Raw genomic sequence first — 18,201 nt, 5'->3', positions numbered from 1 at the left:
AGCGCCACACACGAAGGCGCTGAACCCTGCTGTCTTTGTCCAAGCCCAGCCCATCAATTCGGCAGCACCGAAATAGCCACCGATCCAACCAGTCAGCAAGTAGCCGACCCGGCGCCAGGTGCTCATGCCCTTGGCGAAGACGACGTAGAAGAAAGCCCCGCCGAAGGACCCCACCAATGTGGCCAGGTCCAACTGCGGGAAGGCAGCACCCAGGCCGACGCTGGCAAGTACGCCGGTCACTGCGAGGGCGCCGGTACTTGGCTCGGCCATAAGTGTCGCTCCAGAAACAAAAAAACCGGCGATGGGCCGGATGAATATCCAAATGGAGTTAAGGCGCGAACGCAGCGCTAGGCGTCATCTGCTATCGTCACAAGCGTTTATCGCTCTGATAGAACTGAATTCGTAACTAAGCCAAATCACAGCCAAGGACCTGAAATGACAAATCTTGATACATTCGAAAGAATATCCGAGAAACTCTTTGCGCATCTGGCCGAGCAATTCCCTGCACCCAGCAGTCTGACTCTTTCGGATCTGGGCTTAGATGAATCAAACAAGGGCACTTGGGATCCTGTTACCGAGACACGGCAAGGGGGTGACGCTGCAACTGATGACGAGAACAACTTCGATCCTGTCGTCACTTGGCTTATTGATGAGGGATACATTCGCGGATCTAAATCAAAAATTGCTGGTTTCTATGGCCTCGTCTTGACCTCCAAGGGCTTAGACTTGATGGGCATCAAGCCCAAATGTCTCTCCCCAAGATAACATAGCGAGAAAGCCCCGGCAGAACGTCCGGGGCTAGGCTGTGTCGCGTTGTTTGCAAGCTGGACACGCTGCTATAAAAACAGGTGTTTATCCGCCCGCATAGAACTTTTTACGCAGCCTCTCGAATTTCTTCGAGTGCGCAATCGATCCAAGCAACTCCCGCCTTGATAATCTCCCTTGCCTTTCGCTCGGACATGCCCGCCTCCCGGCCAACCCTCATTGCAGGGTGTTTGTAGCCGTAGTAAGCCCACACGAAGTCACCCATCTGCTGATTACGCTTCACCAGCCTGGCCACGGCGCGGTCCACCACCAAGGCCAGATCGTCTGTGATCACATGCTGTCGTGCGCCGCCAACGGATGGGACGTTGTCCCGCATGAGCGCGTAGAGCGGAGACACATAGCGCGGCACGCCCATCTCACACATACGCCAGAACCCCCACTGCTCGAGCATGTACTCGGTATCGCCCAGCGCCTTGTCCACGTAGGTTCGTTTCTTCATGCAGCCCTCCGTGGCGTTGGGTCGGTAGCCAGGCCGAATAGCTCGCACAGCAGCTTGTAGGCGTGTTTGTTCTTGGCGCCGCCCTGGATGATCCAGGCCTTGGCAAATTGTTCGAAGCCCTGGGCAGCCCGGGAGCCGTGCCAGTCGGCCACGATGTCCATCAGGGCTGCCGAAGCGATCCGGCCGTTGTCCTGATCCAGCAGCAGGCGGTTGCCTTGTTTCAAGAACTGCCGCTCTACAGGGGTCAAGCTTTTGCGCGGCATAGCCGCTGCAACATTACTCATGGCCATCTCCTGGCTTGGAATATTGATCGTGCATCCTCCCTTGGGATGGATGCTGTGAAGTGCTGCAACCCGCGCCGGTAGTGGCGTCAACGGCTACAGGCCCGGTTTTCTGTCCCGGCAATGTCTCGGTGTGAATGGCGGCGAATCCCTGCCCGTCGAGGTGCTTGTGCCATGCCTCCAGCGCCTGACGTTTCAGCCCTTCGGCCGTGGTGTGGATGTAGGTGGCGTCGAGATCCTTCATGGCGTGGTTCAGCAGCAACTCGCCCACCATGTAGTCCACGCCGAGGTCAGTCCATGCCGTGCGCGCCACCTTGCGCAGGTCGTGGCTCGACCATTCGCCCTTGGCCAGATCGGTGAACAAGGTGTTGGCCTTGCTCGGGCTCAGCGGTGCACCGTGGCTGCCCGGAAACAGCAGCAGGCCGGTGTAACCCTGGGCAGCCTGAAGGCGCTGGTACCGGCGCAGCAGTGCACAGGCCTGGGTGGTCAGCGGCAGCGTGTGTTCGGCCTTCGTCTTCGTGTCACCCGCCGGAATGAACCAGCGCCCCGCTTCAAGGTTGACGTTGCGCCAGCGCGCCAGCCGGGTCGCGATGCACCAGGATCACGGCGTCGGCGTCTTGCTCAATCTGTCCCGAGTCACGCAGGTCGCTCGGACGCGGGCGCTTATCGGGTCGATTGGCTGGGCCGCGGTTCAGCTGCGCCAGCACGATCACCGGCACGCCGAGCTCCTTTGCCAGGTTCTTCAGTGCCGTACTGATCCTGCCGACCTCCAGCGCGCGGTTCTGGCCCCCTTCGGAAGCGATCAGGGTCAGGTAGTCCACCACCAGCACATCCAAACCCTCGCGCTTCTGGCACTGCCTGGCAATCGACCGGATACGCGCCATGGTCATCCCCGCCTGGTCGTTGACGAACAGCCTGGCCTTGCCCAGCAGGCCAACTGCACTGGTGATCCTCGGCCAGTCGTCATCCTTCAGGGTCGTGCCGACATCGAGGCGCGAAAGGCTGACGCCGCCCAAGGAGGCAATGCCCCGGGCGGTCAGCTCTTCCTTGGTCATCTCCATCGAGAACACCAAACCGGAATGGCCGTGGCGGGTGGTGACGTGCTGGGCGATCTGCAGGCCGAGAATGGTTTTCCCTGAACCAGGCAGCCCGGCGACCACGATCATGTGCCCTGGCCGAAGGCCGCAGAGGATTGCATCCAGATCGTCCAAGCCAGTCGTCAGCCCGCGGGAGACAGTGCCGTTAAACCGCGCGTCGATCCCGTCAATCACCGCCGGTAGCACCTCGCTGATGCGGTAATACTCCGGTTTGCCACTGTCGAGGTTGCGGAGGTCCGCGGTGGCCTGCTGGGCCAACGCAATGATTTCCTCGACGGGCTTGTCGTCGTGGGCGCTGCCACGGATGACCTCAGCCACCTCCACCACCCGCCGGAGCGTCGAGCGCTCAAGCACGGTGTTGAGGTACGACTTCCAGTTCGCCGTGCTAGGCGTGTTCTTGGCGATCGTACCGGCGTAGAAGATCGTTCCCTCGCCGCTCGGCAGCGTCGGGTAGCGAGTGCCTACGGTCACGGGGTCGACGGCATGGCCGGCGTCATGCGTGTTGCGGATCGCCTGGTACAGGGCGGCATTTTCCAGATCGCTGAAGTCTTCGGTGGCCAACTTGCTGGTGATCTCGTCGAAGAGATTGGCGTCGAGCAGCAGAGCGCCCAACAGCGCGTGCTCCGCCTCAATGCTGAAGAGCTCCCTCATGCCGCAGCCCTCTTCGACTCCCAAGTGAATCCGACTTGCTGCCCGCCGTTCTGACGCAAACGGTCAAGGGCGCGATCGCCGATGTAGGACTTGAGGCCGTCAACGCTTAAGTTGCTGATCACCACAGTCGGCAGCACGGCCTGATACCGGCGGTCGATGATGCTGTGCAGCAGGCCCAGTTCGTACTCGCTGCCCTTCTGCGCCCCGACCTCATCAATCACCAGCAGATCCAAGCCACCAAGATGAACTGTCACGTCACGGTCGGTGTAGCCCGATCCAGGCACCATCGAGGCGCGGGCAATGCTCACAATGTCCCCGGCCGGGATGATCAGCGCACGGCATTGATCGGCCACCACCGTGCGGACGATAGCGCTGGCCAGGTGAGTCTTACCGCAGCCGACATTGCCGGTCAGCAGCAGGGAGCGGCCAGCCCGGAAGTTGGCCGGGAACTGCTCGGCATAGGCCTGGCACTTGGTCAGAGCCCTGTGCTGCGGCTCCGTCTCGGCTCGGTAGCTGTCGAAGGTGGCGCCAGCAAAGCGCGGGGTGATCCCGGCAGCGATCAGCGCTTCGCTGGATTTCTCGGCCTTGTGCTGGGCATTGGCCAGGGCGCGCTCTGCCGAGTCGCGGGGGGTGGTATGCAGGGCCTCCCAAGCGCAGCGCTTGCAGCCACGCGCCAGCATCGAGCCGTCCAGCTGCTCGACCTCACTCATATCGACGCGGCCATGCACCAGGCACTCGCCAGAGAAGATGCGCTTGGCCGGGGTACGGTGGAACAGATCAGAAATTCGAGCGGCCATCGTGGCTCTCCTGGTACATATCATCGGTGTGCTGAGGGAGGTTGTTGAATGCGCCAGGCCGGCCTGGCCGTGCGCCAGAGTTTGCCGTCGCCTCTGGGTAAACATCGGTCCAGCAGCTGACGGTGGACTTGTCGAGGACCGCGTCAGCGTTCTGGTGGCCCTCCAGCTTCTTTGCGATCAGCTCACAAGCACGCTCTGTTAGCGGTGCACGCTTCGCTTTGCGCATCTCGCAAAAATCGGCCCAGGCTCGGTCTGAACAGTTCTCCGGTTTAGCCGTCAGCGGGTCGAAGCTCTGCTTTGTCTTCCGCTTACCTTTGCCGCCAGCTGCAGCGTCATCGCCTTCTTTACGGTTATGGGTGGTTAACTGGTGGTTAAGTGATGGTTCGGGTGCATGCTGTGCACCCCGTTCTGTCGTGGCGTGCACCCCGTTATGTTCTGGCGTGCACCCCGGTACGTCTTGTCGTGCACCGGGTGCATGCCGTGCACCCCGATCCATCGCAATGTCGTAGCACACCGGAATGCGATCGCGCTGGGTGATGTAGGCAGCGGGAATCGCTTGGTTGCCCCGCCTGATCGCTCCCTTCTGCTCCAGGTCTCGAAGCCGATACTGGACAGTGCGAGGGCTTAGGCCGGTATCGGCTGCAAGACGAGCCACCGAAGGGAACGCGGCGCGCCCATCCTGATCGGCATAGTTGGCCAGGCACAGCAGGACGTGGCGGGCATGCGGTTCGCCAACCTCCTGCTGCTCTAGGGCCCAAGTCATTGCTTGAACGCTCATGGATTCAAATCTCCAGCTCGGCGGTCACCCGCCGGACAAACTGGTCGTAGCTCTCGGCCATCTGGAAACCCTGAAGCTCCAGCGCCTCGCGATACGCCTTCGCGCTTCCGTACAGCACCCAACGCTCGCGCTCTGGCAGGCCTCGGAAGGCGGCATAGCTTGGCCAAGGGCCGTTGATGATCGACGCGGCCGCGCGCTGCGGGAGCACCTGGGCATGGTTTGGGGTCGTGGTCATTGGAGGGTCTCCGATGAGGGACCGGTGATAGCCGGAAGAGAAGCACTCACATCCTGTGCAGCCCTGCCAGCAAGCCGGGAAATCAGTTGGCTGTATGCGTTCAAGGCGTCAACCGAGTGGGCTCTCGCCAGGTCCAGCTCAACCAGCTGAGGGCAATTCCCGTTGATGAGCTCACCGACACGCCGGATGTAGTTGAATCCAGCCTGCGCCAGCTCCAGATCGGCCAGGCCGGCAAAAGCAGACGCGGGCAACGGCTTGAGCTCAGGCGGGCGGATAGGGATTGGTAGCGAACTGATCACCTCTCCCGCCAACAGCGCCTGGCGCTGCTTCTCCAGGTGATCAGCAGAAACAGTCTGCACGGCATAGCCAGTTCGCCTACGGAAGAGCACCGCCAGCACCATGCATGCCTCAATGAGGCTGACGTGCGTTTCGTCGCGCTCATGGATCTTGACGCCCTCCTCCACCACCTCGATGGCGTTGGCGACGGTCTCGAAGCACGTCATCAGCAGGGCAGCATCGGCGAACTTCTCGAAGAAGGCTTCGTCGATCACCTCAGCTGCGGGGGCTGCGGGGAAATTGATAACGCTGCTCATGCAGCACCTCCCACATCCTTTGCATCGTGGAAGGCAGCCGCGTTTCGGTGAGGCCACATAAAGTTTCGCGTGTCGAAAACGACGCGCTCGAATAGGCGCTCAAGTTCGCCGGCTACAGGATTGTCGAATCCGCCGAGCGAGGGCACGACATGCGCCCAGTACAAGGCTTTGATCAACTTGAATGATTCGCGCGCTTCGTTGAAACGCGCGATATCCGCTGCGGTGAGCGTCACGTCGTGGACGATCTCACCATGCAAGCCATCTGGCTGCCACACCGGGACAATCTGGTTCATTGGGGGATCTCCAAGTCCGTAGCCATCCGACAAAACTCACGGTGAGCCGCCCAGGCGATTACTCGCATGGAACGGATGATGCCGTCCTCGCCGCGTTCGCCGATCATTGCTGGGTGTTCGCCTGGGTCGCTGTCCTTGAAGCCGCCGTTGTGCTCAAGCACCTCGGCGAGGATCGCCAGCAGCTCAAGCCCCTCCTCTACGCGCTTGGCGGGGGAAGAAAACTTGGTCATGGGATGGCTCATTCCGACACCGCCGCGCCACGAACCGGAGATACAAGGTTTTGTGGCGCGAAGTCTTCGGCCTGCTCGACAGATCCAATCCCGGAGTCGATCAGCGCTCTCGCTTGGCCAACCAATGCGCGGATCGCAAAAGCCAAGTTACAGCTTGCATTGACCTGGACGAGCTGGCCGAGCAGGTCTTCTGCTGCGTTCAGATTGGCACTTGCAAAGTTGAACGCCTCAGAGCAGCTGATCCCAGGCACCGTCGAGAAGAAGAACTCATCACCGTTCTGGTTGAATTTTGTCGCCATGGTCACGAGCAAGCCCGCTTGCGTTGGCGGTGCCTCGGTGGTATTTTACGGGTGCATCTCGTCCTCCTACAGAACGAAGATTCAAAAAGTCCCTGCCAGGGGACTGGTTAAGAAGCCCGGCCTGCGAAGCCGGGTTTTCTGCTTTCTGGGCTAAGCCAAATGCAGAAACTGGTGGGGCCGCTCGGTTAAGGCGGCTTTCCGGTGTCTGTGCTAGTCATTGAAATTTCCCCCTGCCCTCCAAGCTCTCACAGAAAAAGTCGGAATCAAGGCCTGGCGACTGATCTGGCTTGAAATCACTTTGCCCTGCCTTTCCGCGCTATGAATTTCTTGCCCATGACAGCTTTCCCTGAGGTATCGATATGGCATGGGTGCATTCATTGGGAGGCCTGCACGGTACTGGATGAATTAACAGCAGATTCGTTGGTCTGCGCTTGATGGCTTTTGGCTGGTACCTTTTGATCCAAGGTCGGGAGCGATTCCGCCAGCGAGGGACGAATGCTTGAAGCGGCGAAACGCCCATGAGTTTTGGCCTGAATGATCAAAGCCATATCAGCAGAACAGCCATGGACGCCGCGCACCCAGCCGCTGACTGTGCCTTGCGTCACGCCGAGCGCTTTCGCTGTTGCCACCTGGCCGCCAAAAAACTTGACCAGGTCATTGAAGATTTCATTCATGGGCTTAACGCCGAATAGAGGTATGCCTTTACTGTATTTTAGAGGCATACCTTTTTGCAAGGAAAAAGGCTAACCATTAGATTGGTGCGTTATGGAACTCAAAGATCGACTCAAACACGCCCGACGCCTGAAAGGGCTTACCCAGACCGAGCTGGCCGAAAGGGCTGGCATCGCGCAAGCCTCGATCTCGGAAATCGAGAGAGGGCTCTCCCGATCCAGTAGCCACCTGGTGAAGATCGCCCAGATCTGCGGGGTTGATGCGCTATGGTTGGCGGAGGGAGTGGGTAGCGTCCCCGCCCCAACCGAGCCTGGCTACGCTCTCGTCGGTGAGGAGATACAGAAGCTCTCGGCTGCTGACATGGTCAGGCAGATGCTGGCAAAAACGGGCTCGGGCCTGTCGGAAGAGGCGCGCAATCGTCTACTCCAAGCTGCCGAAGAGACCGATTCACACCCTGGCGACGGCCCTGCAAAGGTGGGCAGTACTCGTGGCTCCGCTGGCGATATGATCCGAATTGCACACTATGACGTGCGAGGAGCAATGGGTGGAGGCCAAGTAACGCACGACTACCCGGAGATGCTCAGAGACGTTCGCGTCAGCTTGAGCCACCTACGGGAACTGGGGCTTGACTTCAAAGAGCCACATCACCTGAAGCTCGTCACTGGCTGGGGTCAATCAATGGCTCCAACCATCAAGGATCGCGATCCATTGATTGTCGACGTGACTGTTCGCGACTTCATCGGCGATGGAGTGTATTTCATCTCTTGGGGTGGGCATGAGTACATCAAGCGCCTCCAGGTCGCGGACGATGAGCATTACGAGATGATCTCCGACAACCCTAAACACAAGGATCGGATGATCCGTAAAGAGGAAACCTACATCCAGGCAAAAGTCCTATACGTCTGGAATGGCAACCTTCTGTAGCGCGCCGAGCAACGGCCCAGCGCGCAATTTCCGCCCTTAAAACGGGGCGGCGACCTCCTCTTCGGCTTCTGCCCCCTCCATCGCCAAGGTGGAGGTCTGCTCTTCATCGGCCTCCCACTGAAGCGTCACGCTTCCATCATCGCTGAAGGTCATTTCTATTCCTGGGGTTTCAGCAATCATGCTCATGACCTCCTCCCAATTCTGATCGCTATCAGTATCAAGCTGGTGAATTGTCACCCACCTCTGGGTCTGAGCTATTGGATGGTTGATCATCGAAGAAACCCTCAAGACCAAGCGTTCCATGCCTGTCATCTCCGTGCGCTGCTCTGCCGCTTGTTTTTTTTGCTTGGCCACAACCATCTCCTAGTTACTGTATATCCATACAGCAAAGGGTACCCAAGCGATGCCGTCCTAGGGAAGTGCGGCCAAAAAATAAAGGCATTCCTGTTGACATGGAAATAAAGGCAAACCATTATTTACCACATCAACGCACTCGCACGGAGCGAAAAAATGAACGCACTGACTTTCGGTAACTGGACTGGCAGCCTTGGGCTGGGCCTAGCGGAGCGCGAGCTTCAGTGCGTTATGGCTGTGGCATGCGGGATGACAAGCAAAGAAGCAGCCCGTGAACTCGGTGTAGCCAAGGACACCATCGATAAGCGCCTGCTTGCGGCCAGCACCAAACTCGGCGTGATCAAGCGCGCACAGCTAGTGGCAGAAGCAATGCGAAGAGGTCTGATTTCCCCGATGGTCGTGACTATCTGCGCTGTGTTGGTTGGACATTCCGTGTCCAGCACTGACGAATTCACACGCGTACGCCGTCAAGGCGAACGCAAGATTGAAACCCGTGTAGCAACCCGGCGCGCTGAGTGCGCCTTGGCGGTGGCGTGACGCGACCCGCCTGACCTGATCCAGCCCTGATTTTGCGAAAGCCAACAAACGCGGCAGGCCACCGGCTTGCCTGAAGAAAGCTCCACCAACCCAAGAGGAAAGACCCATGTTCGGTATTGGAAAGAGACTGTTCGGCGCCAAGCGCGCAGTCAAGAAGCTGGAAAACCGTGACCTGATGCAAGCCATCGTCGGTGGCTGCCTGCTGGTTGCGGCGGCTGACGGCGAGATCAGTAAGAACGAAGCGGCTCAGATCGACATTCAGATCCGGGCGAACAAGAACCTGGAGCACTTCGGCCAGGAGATCACTGCCACCGTGAACCTCTTCACCGAGCAACTGCAGGCCGGCTTCCGCTTGGGGCGCATGAACATCATGCGCGAGATCGCGGACATCAAGAACAACCCTCTCGATGCCGAGGAGGTGTTCGTGAACATGATCACCGTTGCCGAGGGCGACGGAAACATCAGCCCCGAAGAACTGAAGGTCCTGGCCGAGGTGGGTGTGCAGCTGGGCTTGCGCCCCAAAGACTTCGGTATCGAGGCTTGAAGCGCAAGCACATAGGCCTGGGCGCGGTTATAGGGCTTGCCCTGTGCGCGCTCGCAATCGCCGCTGCCGTGAACTGGGGGTCGTGCCAATGGTACGGCTACCAGACCGAGCGGCACACCAAGTTCGCGCCCTACGTTGGCTGCATGGTGAAAACCACCGGCGGCTGGGTACCACGCAACGAACTGCGCACAACGCAGTGAATTGAAGGGCGGCAATCGCCGCCCTCCCCTACAAGGAGTTTGACCATGTTGATCCTCACCCGTCGCGCAGGCGAAGCAATCAAGATCGCCGACGACATCACCGTAGTTGTTCTGGGCGTCAAAGGGAGCCAAGTTCGTCTTGGCATCGAAGCTCCGCAAGGTGTAGCCGTAGACCGCAAGGAAATTGCCGAGCGCAAAGCAGCAGGTCTGCCCAAGCCACAGGCGCCAGCACCGAGTGCCGAGCTTCCCGAGCCTGAACCGCTCTATGGAAATCGCACCGAGGCCGAATGGCGCCAGCTCCTGCAGGATGAAGCCGAGGAACAAGCCGCACGCGGAACGGAGAGCGGCCATGAAGCAGCCTGAACGCATCACGCTTGTGCTGCGGGCCAGCGAAGCCGCGCCACTCTCGAACATCCTGCCTTTCACCAAGCTGGGTGATCTGGTCTCAGCTGGCCGAGGGCTGGCAGTAATCGCCGGCGCAAGCGAGGGTGATCTGCAGGCCAAGCTGGCAGGTCGGGAGGAAGGAATGAGCGAAGAGACCGAGGTACTGACGGTTGAGGGCCTGGCTAAGCTGCTGGGCCGAACCGAGGCGTCGATCAGGGAGGGGATTCGCCGCGGGGTGCCGTGGCTGCCCAAGAGCTTCAAGATGGGCAACCGGCACTGCTGGCTGAAAGAGGACGTGCGCAAGTTCCTGCGCGAGTTCAGGGATGGGGAGCACCAGAAGTCGAAGCCGGGGCGCAAACGCAAAGAACCGCCGTCGCTCCGCTGCGCTTGATTCAAACTTTCAAAGCCATGAGAGCCTCTACGACTAGATGAACCTCAGTGGACGGGTTTTGATTTCCAGTACTCTTGGCTACCTTGTGTATGGCTTTGGAGTTTTGAATAGCTGCGTCCAGCTTACTTTTATATCTTGCCCACACACCCGGCTTACCTTTTTGATAAGCCTTGTCCAGCTTCCTCAAAGCGCTCTCAACAACATCACCTATTGACTTAGTCGAAGTCGCTCTAAAAGAAGTCACGTGAGGACCGTGATGTAGAATCAACCAGAACTCAAAGCAAGGTGAAGATACGATGGAGACGAATGGTTCACCCTTATCGCGCACCAACTTTAAAGCCTTACCTAGATTTTTATGCTCATCTGTATCAATAACGCAATAAACAGAATCGTACTTACAGTCTTCTTCTTCAAATTTCTGGACCGCATAATTGAATACGGAAACGGGATCCGATCCGCATTCTTCACCGCACACAGTCACATCAGCTGTCTTAAGGCGTAACTCGTGCCGCATCTCCTTGAAATAGTGCGGCTCAGTCTTCGAGCCTTCACATACAATAAGCAACCTTTGGCGCGTCGGCTTATTCCCTGGCTTCCGCTCGTAAGATTTAGCCTTGCGCTTATGAAAAAGATTATCAGTACCCAAGGGTTAAATCCTTTACAAATGGAATTCCACCGTATCGCCCGCCAAGGTATCCTTTTTCCAAAGCCTCTCCTTCACGCACAGAATAATCCGAGAGAGGCGTCAAAAAGCTAGCCTGCTTATCGTTCTTCTCAATCATCCAAACTTGATCGCGGCGCAGAATCCCTTTATGGCCCAGAATCGATGTATCATGGGTGGTGAAGACTACCTGGACGGAACTTCCCACTTTGTGGAGAATTTTAATGAGCTGATGCACCACTAATGGATGGAGGCTGCTGTCCAGCTCATCAACGAAAAGAACGCGGGACCTGCTAACAACATCAATCCATGGGCCAGAAAAACTAAATAGTGCTTTAGTTCCGGCTGAAATCTCTCCATCACTAAACTCGACTAATTCGTCGTCGCCTTCATCCACGGATCGCGAATAAAACTTAACTTCGGAAACATCGCTACCTGACATTGTCTTAATTACTTCCTCACGAATACTTTTTGGCATATCCGCAGGAATAAGAGATGGATCAAACTTGGTCTTGGTGACTCTGATATCAGAAATACACAGATCAGCCGCAGATAGGAACTCTAAGATCTGAGCCTTTCTCTCTTCGAAGTGCTTCAACGTGTAGGCTGAAGAAAGGAAATTAGGGTCAAGTGTAGCGATTCTAAATTTGAACCAATTGAATGCAGGCTGTAGTTGCTCGCAGTTAAGCTGAACAGCAGTAGATAGGAAAAGCGCGTTCGGCCGAGTGCTATTTTTCCAATCGGTACGCCTTCTTCCTCCTAAGAAATGTTTACCCCATACATAATGATAGGATTCAGCATCCTCATTGTAGTATCGTGTATACATCCTTTGAGGTTTGCCATCAGGGTAAGCATAAAGCCATTCCGCACTAACACGGTTCGTATTTGCACAGAACCCAAACTCGTACCGTACTCCGGCCTCAAAAAAGGAAACGTCAAATTGACTATCAGCCTTCCGGCTCTCGGCCGAAAGCCTAAAAGGAAATACTTCGATCTGATCGCCTGACTGGCGCTCACTGGAAGACGTGCAGACAAAGTTATCAACGAATTCCATGGCCTCTACAAGCGTTGATTTACCGGAGGCGTTAGGACCGTAGATAACCGCACTTTTTAACAGACGAGGGAAGGATTCACCTGAATCAACTTCAAATGTATTTTCATCCACTAATTCCTTATAGTAGTTGGAAGCCACCATACTGAGCGTTTGACGCTCACGAATGGATTTGAAGTTGGTCACACTAAACTCGATGAGCATATGAGCTCCTACACCCCTATAACCGGCTATTTTTTGCGGATTTTCTGCAAAAATTGCGCTTTGGGAGGGTTTTACGCTATGCGAGATTTTTTTTCAAGATCAGCCGACGAGAGATCGGATTAATACCGGCAGCTGCGGGGGAGCTAACCTAACTTTTCGGCAAGGTCTTGCGGGCTGAGGTGCGTATAGCGCTTGAGCATGACCAGGGTCTTGTGCCCCGTGATACTCGCGACTTCCATCATGGTGAAGCCGCGCTCAAAGAAACGACTGGTCGCCTCATGGCGAAGGTCGTGAAGGCGTAGGCCTTCAATCCCCGCAGCCACACAGGCCCGTGGGAAGTAGTTGCTGATCGTGTTGAGCGCCAGACTGAAGTACCGTCCGCCACCGATCGGCGTGGGCAGCCCCTCCAGCAGGGCGACCGCCCGGGAAGACAGCGGCACCGCCCGCCGCTCACCGTTCTTAGTGTCTTCCAAGTATGCCACTTTGCCACGCACCTGGTCGCGGCGCAGCATCAGCAGCTCAGACCGGCGCATCGCCGTCTCCACCGCCAGCTCAATAAACACCGGAAGCTGGGCATTCATCTGACCGGCTGCCTTGTACAGTGCTGTGAGCTCCGCTGGCGTCGGGCGCCGCTCTCTCTCCTTGCTACCCTTGGGCATCCGGATAGCCCGGCATGGGTTGGTCAGTCCTTCGATTCCCCATTCCTTGGTGGCCACCGTGTAGAGATGGCTTATCACCGCCAGGTTGAGGCGTACTGTCGCCGTCGACTTTCCTTCCTTCAATTCAGCATCGCGGTAGGCAGCCATGTCGCTCGAACGGATGGCCGCCAAGCCTTTGCTGGCCAGCTTGTGCTCTTTCCATTTCTTGATGCGGACCTGCTCCTGCTTGGCGCCCTTCTTGGTGGAAGTGACCTCCGAGAGGTAGCGGTCCAGGGCCTCGGCGAGCGTGGTGCTCTCGGCTTCGCGCATGTCAACAAAGCGCGCGCGCGACATGTCACCCTCGATCTCGGCTGCCCAGCGCTGGGCTTCTGCCTTGGTGTCAAAGGTGGCGGAAAGGATTGGATATCCTTTGCGGCGGATCTGGGCGCGCCAGGCGTCACCGCGCTTTTCGTAGTAGGCCATGGCGCAATGATAGCGAACGCTTGGGGGAAATACACGCTCCCCCATTCCCCCAAAATTCCCCCAAAAGAAAAAGCCCCGAGGGCTTCGCAGCGCTCGGGGCCTTATATATGGCGGAGAGATAGGGATTTGAACCCTAGGTACTGTTGCCAGTACAACGGATTTCGAATCCGTCCCGTTCGACCACTCCGGCATCTCTCCAATGCCGCGAATCATACCAGCGTTCTTTTAAAACGCAAACCTTTTTTTAAAAAAAATCGCGTGGTATCAGGCGCTTGCGTGAACGCACCGCTTACAGCGGCACGCCCAGGCGCTTGGCAACTTCTTCGTAGGCTTCGATCACGTCGCCCAGGCCCTGGCGGAAGCGGTCCTTATCCATCTTCTTGCGGGTTTCTTTGTCCCACAGGCGGCAACCGTCTGGGCTGAACTCGTCACCCAGCACGATCTGGCCGTGGAATACGCCGAACTCCAGCTTGAAGTCGACCAGCAGCAGGCCGGCGTCATCGAACAGCTTGCTCAGCACTTCGTTGACCTTCAACGACAGCTTTTTCATTTCTGCCAACTGCTCGGCGGTACCCCAGCCGAACGCGACAACGTGGGACTCGTTGATGAACGGGTCGCCCTTCTCGTCGTTTTTCAGGAACAGCTCGAAGGTGGACGGCTCCAGCTTGATGCCTTCTTCAACGCCCAGGCGCTTGACCAGGCTGCCGGCCGCGTAGTTACGCACTACGCATTCGACCGGGATCATGTCCAGCTTCTTGACCAGGCATTCGTTGTCGCCCAGCAGCTTGTCGAACTGGGTCGGCACGCCGGCTTCTTCCAGCTTTTGCATGATGAAGGCGTTGAACTTGTTGTTCACCATGCCTTTACGGTCGAGCTGTTCGATGCGCTTGCCGTCGAACGCCGAAGTGTCGTTACGGAACAGCAGGATCAAGCGGTCGGCGTCATCGGTCTTGTAAACCGATTTGGCCTTGCCGCGGTAGAGTTCGTCGCGTTTTTCCATGATTGGGCTCCGCTTGCTTGAGGTGTTGGGCTAGGCGATTTCGCGCCAGTCGAGCCCGTGTTCCTGATTCGCCACCTGGAGCCAGTCCGGGTCGCACCCAAGGGTGTCGACGAAGCACTGGCGCGCCAGATGTGGCAGGTTGTTCTTGCTGCTGAGGTGGGCCAGCACCAGGTGCTGCAGGTTGTTCCAGCCCAACTCGTGCACCAGGCGCGCGGCCTGGTGATTGTTCAAATGCCCTTGCATGCCCCCTACCCGCCGCTTCAAGAACGCCGGGTAGTGACCGCGCGCCAGCAGGTCGCGGCAGTGGTTGGCCTCGATCAGCAGTGCATCCAGGCCTTGGTAGCGTTCCAGCAACAGCGCGTCGTACGAGCCCAGGTCGGTGAGCATGCCAAAACGGCGCTTGCCGTCACTGACCACATACTGCAAGGGCTCGTAGGCGTCGTGCTCCACCCGTGCTGCATTCACTTGCAGGCTGCCGATATGCAGGCTTTGGCCACAGGCGAGAAAACCGGCCACCTCCACCGGCTTGCGCATGCCGCGCAAGGTGCCTTGGCTGAGGTAGACCGGTACATTGTAGCGCCGTGACAGCAAGCCGACCCCATGCACGTGGTCGGCATGTTCGTGGGTGACCAGCACCGCACTGAGTTGCGCCGGCGAAACCCCGAGCAGCGCCAGGCGCCGCTCGGTTTCGCGCAGGGAAAAGCCGCAATCGACCAGGATGAACGTGTCACCACTGGCGATCAGCGTGCCGTTCCCTTGGCTGCCGCTTCCGAGTACCGCGAAGCGCACTTAGCCCAGGTGGTCCTGAATGGCGCTCAGCACACGGCGGGCGACATCGGGCGGCGCCACGGTGTTGATGTTTTTCTCGACGGTGACCTGCACGCTTTCACCCACCTTGCTCAGGCGGACCTGGTAGCGCTCGGCACGGGCTTCACGCTCTTCCTTGGTGGGCTCGCTGCCGAACAGGCGGCCGAAGAAGCCCGGCTGGTTCTGCTTGTCTTCAGGCTTTTCCGACAGGTTGATGTAGTACAGGCCCAGGCTGCGGTTGATGTCCTCGACACGCCACTGGCCACCCTGCTCCAGGGCGCGGCCTACACCCGACCAGGCGCGGTCCAGGTCGGAGCCCAGGTAGAGTACCGGGTTACCGCTGCCGTCCTCGCTCAGGCTGACGCGGCTTGGCGCGTCGAAATCACGCTCAGCCAGCAGCGACACCGAACCGCCCTTCTCGGCGCTGCGGTTCATGCTGGCCAGCATTTCGTCGACCAGCAGGGCATCGGCGCCGGCATTGGCGGAGGTGGACGGGAACGCAGGCTCGGCGGTGCTGCCGGCAGGGCGCTCGACGCTGACCACATACACCTCGGAGGTGTTGCGTTGCACGCCAGGCTCCATGCGCACACGTACGCGCACTTCGCTGTCAGCGCTGCTGGCAGTGCTGGCCAGGCGCTGGCCGAGCGATGCCGACAGCTCGTCGAAGCGCTGCCAGCTGGTGTTGAATTCACCGGTCTGCGGGCGCTCTTCGTCGATACGGAAGCCGTTGTCCTCGAAGAACTGGCGGGCCACCGGCCACACCTCGGCCGGCGAGTGCTGGGCCAGCACCCAACGGCTGCTGCCGCTGCGCTGCAGGCTGTAGTCGGTGACCTGGCCAGCGCCACCGGTCAACGGTTGCGGCCGCGGCACTTCGTACTCGCCCGTGACGTTGTCATCGGCGACGTTACGCGGAATTGGCAACAGCGGGTCGAGCCGCTTGACGTTGCTGGCGTCCGGCGGCAGCTGCATGGGCGCGGTAGGGTGCGCCTGCAGGTAGTCGCTGCCGCGGTCGCGGAAATAGCCATCCTCGCCCCACAGCCAGCCACACCCACTGGTGCTGGAGATAATCAGGGCAAGGGCAGAAAGACCAGCCAGTCGCTTCATGCGGTGTACTTCCTCTTAAACCAGTACGCCGGACTGGCGCAAGGCAGTACGGACTTTGTCGTGGCAACCTTCGCTGAGCCAGGTCAGCGGCAGGCGAATACCCTTTTTCATCAGGCCCATTTCAACGAGCGCCCACTTCACCGGGATGGGGTTGGCTTCGCAGAACAGCTCTTTGTGCAGTGGCATGAGTTTTTCGTTGATAGCGCGGGCCTTCTCGGCATCGCCCGCAAGGGCGGCCTCGCACATATCGGCCATTTCGCGCGGGGCGACGTTGGCGGTGACGGAGATGTTGCCCTTGCCGCCCATCAGGATCAACTCGACAGCGGTCGGGTCATCGCCAGACATGACGATGAAGTCGCTGGCAACGCCTTCCAGGATCGCTTTGGCACGGGCCAGGTCGCCGGTGGCTTCCTTGATACCGATGATGTTCGGCACAGTCGACAGGCGGATCACGGTCTCGGCCTGCATGTCGCAGGAGGTGCGGCCCGGCACGTTGTAGAGGATCTGCGGGATGTCGACGGCTTCGGCAATGTGCTTGAAGTGCTGGTACAGGCCTTCTTGCGTTGGCTTGTTGTAGTACGGCACCACCAGCAGGCAGGCATCGGCGCCGGCATTCTTGGCGTTCTGGGTCAGGTGCACGGCTTCGGCAGTGGAGTTGGCACCGGTACCGGCGATGACCGGGATAGGCTTGTTGCTGCGCTTGACGCGCTCGACCACATGCTTGATGACCAGGATGTGCTCTTCGACATCGAGCGTGGCCGACTCACCGGTGGTGCCGACAGCGACGATCGCATGGGTGCCGTTTTCCAGGTGGAAGTCTACAAGTTTGTCGAGGCTGCCCCAGTCAACACGCCCTTGTGCATCCATGGGTGTGACCAATGCCACCATACTGCCCGCAATCATGTAACTGCTCCTGCCGGAAAAAGAGAGCGGTAATGGTACTGGGGGCATCGGCCTTGCACAAGCGAAGCAGGCGGGCGGAGCATTCCCCTCGGCGCCTTATTTCGCTACCCTTGATGCTTTGATCGGTGCAGCGCGGCCCGCCGGGCCGTCGACCTTGCTCCCGGCCAGCGTCCAAGACCTCGCATGCGAGCCCCGGGCCCTGCCGACTGGAGGCTTTCTCCCGTCCTGTACCGACCGCTCATCGCTTTAGGAATGCTGCATGTCCACCCCCACCGTCCGCGAACAATTCCTCGTCATCAGTGCCTTGGGGCCCAACCCCATGGAACTGGCCAACGTCCTCAGCCGCGCTGCCTTCGAAAACCGCTGCGCGGTGGTTACCTCGCGCCTGAGCCGCCACGGCGAAACCAGCGCCCTGGTGCTGCAGGTAGGCGGCAGCTGGGACGCCCTGGCCCGCCTTGAAGCCATGTTGCCAAGCCTGGGCAAGAAGCACGGCCTGACCCTGGACGTGGTGCGCAGCGCCGACCAGGAGGTACGCCCGCAGGCGCTGCCTTATGTAGCCTACGTCAGCGCCGCCTACCGCCCGGACATCATCAACGAGCTGTGCCAGTTCTTCCTCGACCACCGCGTCGAGCTGGAAGCCATGACCTGCGATACCTACCTGGCGCCGCAGACCGGCAGCAGCATGCTCAATGCCCAGTTCACCGTCATTTTGCCGGCCGGCACGCAAATCAGCTGGCTGCGTGACCAGTTCCTGGACTTTGCCGACGCCCTGAACCTCGATGCGCTGATCGAGCCATGGCGCCCACAGAACCCAATGTAAGGAAGC

At 58.9% G+C, this 18,201-nt stretch carries 27 protein-coding genes, 1 tRNA gene and 2 pseudogenes; 8 read left to right on the top strand and 22 right to left on the bottom strand.

Annotated elements, in window-relative coordinates; genetic code table 11:
• A partial coding sequence (locus tag DMX12_RS13200; protein WP_110677990.1) for a putative holin occupies positions 1 to 270 on the bottom strand: 270 nt, incomplete at its 3' end.
• A gap of 165 nt (positions 271 to 435) precedes the next feature.
• Here DMX12_RS13200 and DMX12_RS13195 point away from each other — a divergent pair.
• Positions 436 to 765: a hypothetical protein gene (locus DMX12_RS13195; protein ID WP_110677987.1), complete on the top strand. Its 330-nt coding sequence runs from the start codon at positions 436 to 438 to the stop codon at positions 763 to 765.
• A gap of 109 nt (positions 766 to 874) precedes the next feature.
• Here DMX12_RS13195 and DMX12_RS13190 read toward each other — a convergent pair whose 3' ends face one another.
• From DMX12_RS13190 to DMX12_RS13135, 12 genes and pseudogenes are all read right to left on the bottom strand, one after another.
• The gene (locus tag DMX12_RS13190; protein WP_019438286.1) at positions 875 to 1,264 is read right to left on the bottom strand and encodes an antiterminator Q family protein; all 390 of its coding nucleotides are present in this window, start codon (positions 1,262 to 1,264) and stop codon (positions 875 to 877) included.
• Complete coding sequence (locus tag DMX12_RS13185) at positions 1,261 to 1,548, bottom strand: hypothetical protein (RefSeq protein WP_110677985.1); 288 nt, start codon at positions 1,546 to 1,548, stop codon at positions 1,261 to 1,263. Before DMX12_RS13185 ends, DMX12_RS13190 begins: the two co-directional genes overlap by 4 nt.
• Positions 1,541 to 2,131: pseudogene (locus tag DMX12_RS13180) on the bottom strand (site-specific integrase); the annotation flags it as partial. The pseudogene DMX12_RS13180 and the gene DMX12_RS13185, both read right to left, overlap by 8 nt.
• On the bottom strand, positions 2,097 to 3,293 hold the full coding sequence (locus DMX12_RS13175) for a DnaB-like helicase C-terminal domain-containing protein (protein WP_256598594.1): 1,197 nt from the start codon (positions 3,291 to 3,293) through the stop codon (positions 2,097 to 2,099). The pseudogene DMX12_RS13180 and the gene DMX12_RS13175, both read right to left, overlap by 35 nt.
• Positions 3,290 to 4,090 (bottom strand): ATP-binding protein, encoded by an 801-nt coding sequence (locus DMX12_RS13170; protein WP_110677983.1) that lies wholly within the window; start codon positions 4,088 to 4,090, stop codon positions 3,290 to 3,292. The genes DMX12_RS13175 and DMX12_RS13170 overlap by 4 nt, the downstream gene beginning before the upstream one ends.
• Complete coding sequence (locus DMX12_RS13165) at positions 4,071 to 4,868, bottom strand: helix-turn-helix domain-containing protein (RefSeq protein ID WP_110677981.1); 798 nt, start codon at positions 4,866 to 4,868, stop codon at positions 4,071 to 4,073. The genes DMX12_RS13170 and DMX12_RS13165 overlap by 20 nt, the downstream gene beginning before the upstream one ends.
• Before the next feature lie 4 nt (positions 4,869 to 4,872).
• Entirely contained in the window at positions 4,873 to 5,103 is a 231-nt protein-coding gene (locus DMX12_RS13160; RefSeq protein WP_110677979.1) for a hypothetical protein, read from the bottom strand.
• Entirely contained in the window at positions 5,100 to 5,696 is a 597-nt protein-coding gene (locus DMX12_RS13155) for a hypothetical protein (RefSeq protein WP_110677977.1), read from the bottom strand. Before DMX12_RS13155 ends, DMX12_RS13160 begins: the two co-directional genes overlap by 4 nt.
• The gene (locus DMX12_RS13150) at positions 5,693 to 5,989 is read right to left on the bottom strand and encodes a hypothetical protein (protein WP_019438276.1); all 297 of its coding nucleotides are present in this window, start codon (positions 5,987 to 5,989) and stop codon (positions 5,693 to 5,695) included. The genes DMX12_RS13155 and DMX12_RS13150 overlap by 4 nt, the downstream gene beginning before the upstream one ends.
• Positions 5,986 to 6,219, bottom strand: coding sequence for a hypothetical protein (locus DMX12_RS13145; RefSeq protein WP_019438275.1), 234 nt, complete (start codon positions 6,217 to 6,219; stop codon positions 5,986 to 5,988). Before DMX12_RS13145 ends, DMX12_RS13150 begins: the two co-directional genes overlap by 4 nt.
• An 8-nt stretch (positions 6,220 to 6,227) precedes the next feature.
• Entirely contained in the window at positions 6,228 to 6,524 is a 297-nt protein-coding gene (locus DMX12_RS13140) for a hypothetical protein (RefSeq protein WP_256598599.1), read from the bottom strand.
• 368 nt (positions 6,525 to 6,892) lie between these two features.
• Complete coding sequence (locus DMX12_RS13135; RefSeq protein ID WP_110677975.1) at positions 6,893 to 7,192, bottom strand: Cro/CI family transcriptional regulator; 300 nt, start codon at positions 7,190 to 7,192, stop codon at positions 6,893 to 6,895.
• Positions 7,193 to 7,283: 91 nt separating this feature from the next.
• Here DMX12_RS13135 and DMX12_RS13130 point away from each other — a divergent pair, with 91 nt between their 5' ends.
• On the top strand, positions 7,284 to 8,114 hold the full coding sequence (locus DMX12_RS13130; protein WP_110677973.1) for an XRE family transcriptional regulator: 831 nt from the start codon (positions 7,284 to 7,286) through the stop codon (positions 8,112 to 8,114).
• Positions 8,115 to 8,150: 36 nt separating this feature from the next.
• Here DMX12_RS13130 and DMX12_RS13125 read toward each other — a convergent pair whose 3' ends face one another.
• Complete coding sequence (locus DMX12_RS13125) at positions 8,151 to 8,468, bottom strand: DUF1654 domain-containing protein (RefSeq protein WP_064314540.1); 318 nt, start codon at positions 8,466 to 8,468, stop codon at positions 8,151 to 8,153.
• 156 nt (positions 8,469 to 8,624) lie between these two features.
• Here DMX12_RS13125 and DMX12_RS13120 point away from each other — a divergent pair, with 156 nt between their 5' ends.
• The 5 genes and pseudogenes from DMX12_RS13120 (at position 8,625) to DMX12_RS13100 (ending at position 10,524) form a co-directional block, all read left to right on the top strand.
• The gene (locus DMX12_RS13120) at positions 8,625 to 9,005 is read left to right on the top strand and encodes a LuxR C-terminal-related transcriptional regulator (RefSeq protein ID WP_110677970.1); all 381 of its coding nucleotides are present in this window, start codon (positions 8,625 to 8,627) and stop codon (positions 9,003 to 9,005) included.
• 106 nt (positions 9,006 to 9,111) lie between these two features.
• Positions 9,112 to 9,549, top strand: coding sequence for a tellurite resistance TerB family protein (locus DMX12_RS13115; protein ID WP_110677967.1), 438 nt, complete (start codon positions 9,112 to 9,114; stop codon positions 9,547 to 9,549).
• The gene (locus DMX12_RS13110; protein WP_110677965.1) at positions 9,546 to 9,749 is read left to right on the top strand and encodes a hypothetical protein; all 204 of its coding nucleotides are present in this window, start codon (positions 9,546 to 9,548) and stop codon (positions 9,747 to 9,749) included. The genes DMX12_RS13115 and DMX12_RS13110 overlap by 4 nt, the downstream gene beginning before the upstream one ends.
• Before the next feature lie 45 nt (positions 9,750 to 9,794).
• Positions 9,795 to 9,968, top strand: a pseudogene (gene csrA, locus DMX12_RS29945) (carbon storage regulator CsrA); the annotation flags it as partial.
• 307 nt (positions 9,969 to 10,275) lie between these two features.
• A complete protein-coding gene (locus DMX12_RS13100) occupies positions 10,276 to 10,524 on the top strand; it encodes an AlpA family transcriptional regulator (RefSeq protein WP_110677996.1) in 249 nt (82 codons plus the stop codon).
• Position 10,525: 1 nt separating this feature from the next.
• On the opposite strand, the gene DMX12_RS13095 is transcribed toward DMX12_RS13100, so the two are convergent.
• The 8 genes from DMX12_RS13095 to dapA all read right to left on the bottom strand — a co-directional run bounded on the left by DMX12_RS13095 (position 10,526) and on the right by dapA (position 17,375).
• Positions 10,526 to 11,170: an RloB family protein gene (locus tag DMX12_RS13095; RefSeq protein WP_110677961.1), complete on the bottom strand. Its 645-nt coding sequence runs from the start codon at positions 11,168 to 11,170 to the stop codon at positions 10,526 to 10,528.
• The gene (locus tag DMX12_RS13090; protein WP_110677959.1) at positions 11,160 to 12,440 is read right to left on the bottom strand and encodes an ATP/GTP-binding protein; all 1,281 of its coding nucleotides are present in this window, start codon (positions 12,438 to 12,440) and stop codon (positions 11,160 to 11,162) included. Before DMX12_RS13090 ends, DMX12_RS13095 begins: the two co-directional genes overlap by 11 nt.
• 143 nt (positions 12,441 to 12,583) lie before the next feature.
• Complete coding sequence (locus DMX12_RS13085) at positions 12,584 to 13,561, bottom strand: site-specific integrase (protein ID WP_177411264.1); 978 nt, start codon at positions 13,559 to 13,561, stop codon at positions 12,584 to 12,586.
• Between the two features lie 108 nt (positions 13,562 to 13,669).
• A tRNA-Ser gene (locus DMX12_RS13080) sits at positions 13,670 to 13,759 on the bottom strand.
• Positions 13,760 to 13,850: 91 nt separating this feature from the next.
• Positions 13,851 to 14,561, bottom strand: coding sequence for a phosphoribosylaminoimidazolesuccinocarboxamide synthase (gene purC, locus DMX12_RS13075; protein WP_004375217.1), 711 nt, complete (start codon positions 14,559 to 14,561; stop codon positions 13,851 to 13,853).
• Positions 14,562 to 14,591: 30 nt separating this feature from the next.
• The gene (locus tag DMX12_RS13070) at positions 14,592 to 15,350 is read right to left on the bottom strand and encodes an MBL fold metallo-hydrolase (protein ID WP_009682009.1); all 759 of its coding nucleotides are present in this window, start codon (positions 15,348 to 15,350) and stop codon (positions 14,592 to 14,594) included.
• On the bottom strand, positions 15,351 to 16,472 hold the full coding sequence (gene bamC, locus DMX12_RS13065) for an outer membrane protein assembly factor BamC (RefSeq protein ID WP_009682010.1): 1,122 nt from the start codon (positions 16,470 to 16,472) through the stop codon (positions 15,351 to 15,353).
• Positions 16,473 to 16,487: 15 nt separating this feature from the next.
• Positions 16,488 to 17,375, bottom strand: a complete 888-nt coding sequence (dapA, locus tag DMX12_RS13060; RefSeq protein ID WP_009682011.1) for a 4-hydroxy-tetrahydrodipicolinate synthase — start codon at positions 17,373 to 17,375, stop codon at positions 16,488 to 16,490.
• Positions 17,376 to 17,634: 259 nt separating this feature from the next.
• Between dapA and DMX12_RS13055 the strand changes: the two genes are divergently transcribed.
• Positions 17,635 to 18,195: a glycine cleavage system protein R gene (locus tag DMX12_RS13055; RefSeq protein ID WP_009682012.1), complete on the top strand. Its 561-nt coding sequence runs from the start codon at positions 17,635 to 17,637 to the stop codon at positions 18,193 to 18,195.
• Positions 18,196 to 18,201 lie beyond the last annotated feature (6 nt).

The sequence above is a fragment of the Pseudomonas sp. MB-090624 genome (assembly GCF_003205245.1).
Classification (GTDB): domain Bacteria; phylum Pseudomonadota; class Gammaproteobacteria; order Pseudomonadales; family Pseudomonadaceae; genus Aquipseudomonas; species Aquipseudomonas juntendi.
The sequence above is the reverse complement of the archived record's forward strand: the minus strand, read 5'-3'. Positions and strand labels throughout refer to the sequence as shown.